Raw genomic sequence first — 3,092 nt, forward strand, 5'->3', positions numbered from 1 at the left:
AGCACGTCGGGAGCCTGCTCGTCGACGAAGCGGGCGGCCTGCTCGGCGCGCAGGCGGACGGAATTGACGTTCCAGGTGGCGATACGAAGGCGCATGGCCCGTCCCTAACGCGCTTGGGGCGCCGCGCCAAGAAAAACGCCCGGACGCATCGTGCGTCCGGGCGAAAGTCGGGTCTCTCATGCCGCCGCCGGGAGGGGATAGGTCCGGCACGGTTGCAACGGGCGGGTCGGGCGCTCGTCGCCATGCGTGTTAAATGTGCCACGGCGACACATTAAGTCAAGCGAAGAGTCTGTTATATCTTGCCTGTTGTGAAAATGTTACAAACGAATCCTTAAGCCCTAAGGCTTTCCCACCCGTCGACGCGGATCGCGCAGCACGAACAGCTTGGGATCCAGGCTCGAAACCTTTTCCAGGTCGACCAGCCGCACGCGGGTGCGCGCGCCCTTGGCGTCGATCACCGTCCAGCCCATCAGTTGCGGGTCGTTGCTGAAGTCCAGGGTGATGCGGCCGCGGGTCAGGCGGCGGCTGTCCTCGGCGGTGATCGAGAAGCCGTCGGCCAGCCGGCTGACGCCGGTGATGCTCACGCCCTGGTCCAGGCGCACCTCGCGGGCCAGCAGCAGGGCCAGGGGCGTGCGCTCCAGGGGATAGCTCTCGAAGGTCTTCAGCCGGCCGTCGAAGATGTTGACGTTGTTGCCGTTGCTGACCACCAGCAGCTTGGAGGCGCCCTCATAGGCGAAGCGCGCCTTGCCGGGGCGCTGCATCCACAGGGTGCCCTGCGACTGGCTGCCCCGCGCGTCGGTCTGCACGAAACGGCCCTTGGCCGAGCCGAGGCCCTGGATATAGGCTTGGGCCTTCTCGACCAGGGCCCGGTCGTCGGCGCTCAGCGGCGCGGCGAACGCCGGGCCGGACAGCACGGCGCTGGCCAGGCCAGCCCCGGCGGCGGCGATCAGAAGGCGACGGGTCGGAACGATCATCATGAAACTCCTTGGCCGCAACCTTTGCCCTGTGGAAGCGACAAGCGAAAGGCCGTCGCGCGGCCATTTTCCGGCGCTCCGATGAAGCGCTGTTCAGGTTGGGGTGAGGAAGAACGCGGAAGCGGGGCCGTGGGTTGCGCGGGGGCAGGGGCTGGAAGTTTCTAACAGCCGCCCCCACCACCGCTTCCCCGGCGAAGGCCGGGGCCCAGATTCAGCCTGAGCGTTTGGGGATGACGCGCCTTCTGCCTTGGCTAAGTCGACCAGGATTCGTGGGTTCGATCTGGGCCCCGGCCTTCGCCGGGGAAGTGGGCAGTCGATCACATCGGTGGTGGCGGCGGAGCCAGGATGTCGCGTTTTCCGGCGTGGTTGGCGGCGCCGACCACGCCTTCCTTTTCCATGCGTTCCATCAGCGAGGCGGCCCGGTTGTAGCCGATCTGCAGGCGGCGCTGGATGTAGCTGGTCGAGGCCTTGCGGTCGCGGGTGACCACCGCCACGGCGTGGTCGTAGAGGTCGTTGGCCCCGCCCTCGCCGGCGAAGGCCCCCTCGACGGCCTCTTCCTGCTCCTCGTCGCCGCCGGCCGTCACCTCGTCCAGATAGTTGGGAATGCCCTGGTCGCGCAGGAACTTGGCCACGGCTTCCACCTCGCCGTCGCTGACGAACGGGCCGTGCAGGCGGGTCACGCGACCGCCGCCGGCCATGTAGAGCATGTCGCCCTGACCCAGCAGCTGCTCGGCCCCCTGCTCGCCGAGGATGGTGCGGGCGTCGATCTTGGAGGTGACCTGGAAGCTGATCCGGGTCGGGAAATTGGCCTTGATGGTGCCGGTGATCACGTCGACCGAGGGGCGCTGGGTGGCCATGATCAGGTGGATACCGGCGGCGCGGGCCATCTGGGCCAGTCGCTGCACGGCGCCTTCGATGTCCTTGCCGGCCACCATCATCAGGTCGGCGACCTCGTCGATCACCACCACCAGGAACGGCATGGCCTCGGGACGGATCTTCTCGGTCTCGTAGATCGGCCGCCCGGCGTCATCGAATCCCGTTTGAACGGTACGTTCAAAATGTTCGCCCTTTTCGAGCGCTTCATTGGCCTTCTCGTTATAGCCGCCGATGTTGCGCACGCCGATTTTGGACATCCGCCGATAGCGGTCCTCCATCTCGCGCACGGTCCATTTCAGGGCCACCACCGCCTTCTTGGGATCGGTTACCACCGGGGCCAGCAGGTGCGGGATGCCGTCATAGACCGACAGCTCCAGCATCTTGGGGTCGATCATGATGAAGCGGCACTTCTCGGGCGGCAGCTTGTAGAGGATCGACAGGATCATGGCGTTGACCCCCACCGACTTGCCCGAGCCGGTGGTGCCGGCGATCAGCAGGTGGGGCATGCGGGCCAGGTCGGCGATATAGGTCTCGCCGCCGATGGTCTCGCCCAGGGCCATGGGCAGGGAGTGGGTGGCCTTCTCGTAGTCGACGCTGGACAGCAGGTCGCGCAGATAGACCGTTTCCTTGCGCGAGTTGGGCAGCTCGATGCCGATGGCGTTGCGGCCCTGGGCCACGGCCACCCGGCACGAGATCACGCTCATCGAGCGGGCGATGTCGTCGGCCAGGGCCACGACCCGGGCGGTCTTGACCCCGGGGGCTGGCACCAGCTCGTACATGGTCACCACCGGGCCGGGGCGGATCTGGTCGATCTGGCCCTTGACCCCGAACTCGGCCAGCACGCTTTCCAGCAGGCGGGCGTTCTGGCGCAGGGCGGCCTCGTCGAACTCGGCGCTGCGCGGCTTGGGCTTGGCCAGCATCGACAGCTCGGGCAGCTGGAAGCCGCCCTCGTCCTCGAAATCGAAGGCCTTCTGCTGCTCGCGCTGGGCGCGGGCGCTTTCCTTGACGCCCGGAACCTTGGGCTGGCGGATGGCCATCGGGCGGGCGTTGAAGTCGGGCTCGAAGGCCGCCTCGTCGGCCGGCGGCGGGGTATAGGCGGCTTCGGCGGCTTCGGCGGCGGACGGTTTTGGAGCCCGGCGCGGGGCGGCGGGCGCGGCGTCCGGATCGGCGGCCTTGCGCGCGGTCGGACGGGCGCGGGCCTGGGGCTCGGGTTCGGCCTCGGCCTCGAAGCGCATCGGGGCC

General features: G+C 67.9%; 1 protein-coding gene and 2 pseudogenes. All 3 read right to left on the bottom strand.

Annotated features, from left to right (window positions below; translation table 11 throughout):
- Window positions 1–95 (bottom strand): annotated as a pseudogene (locus tag CSW58_RS10735) (exodeoxyribonuclease III); the annotation flags it as partial.
- A 243-nt stretch (window positions 96–338) separates the two neighbouring features.
- Window positions 339–974 carry an outer-membrane lipoprotein carrier protein LolA gene (locus CSW58_RS10740; protein ID WP_099447277.1) on the bottom strand — a complete coding sequence of 212 codons (636 nt, stop codon included), beginning with the start codon at window positions 972–974 and terminating at the stop codon, window positions 339–341.
- A gap of 317 nt (window positions 975–1,291) precedes the next feature.
- Window positions 1,292–3,092: pseudogene (locus tag CSW58_RS10745) on the bottom strand (DNA translocase FtsK); the annotation flags it as partial.

Source organism: Caulobacter sp. B11 (assembly GCF_002737765.1).
Taxonomy (GTDB): domain Bacteria; phylum Pseudomonadota; class Alphaproteobacteria; order Caulobacterales; family Caulobacteraceae; genus Caulobacter.

Coding starts and splice junctions, on each gene's coding strand:
- CSW58_RS10740 (WP_099447277.1), bottom strand. CDS start 974: ATGATCGTTCCGACCCGTCGCCTTCTGATCGCCGCCGCCGGGGCTGGC.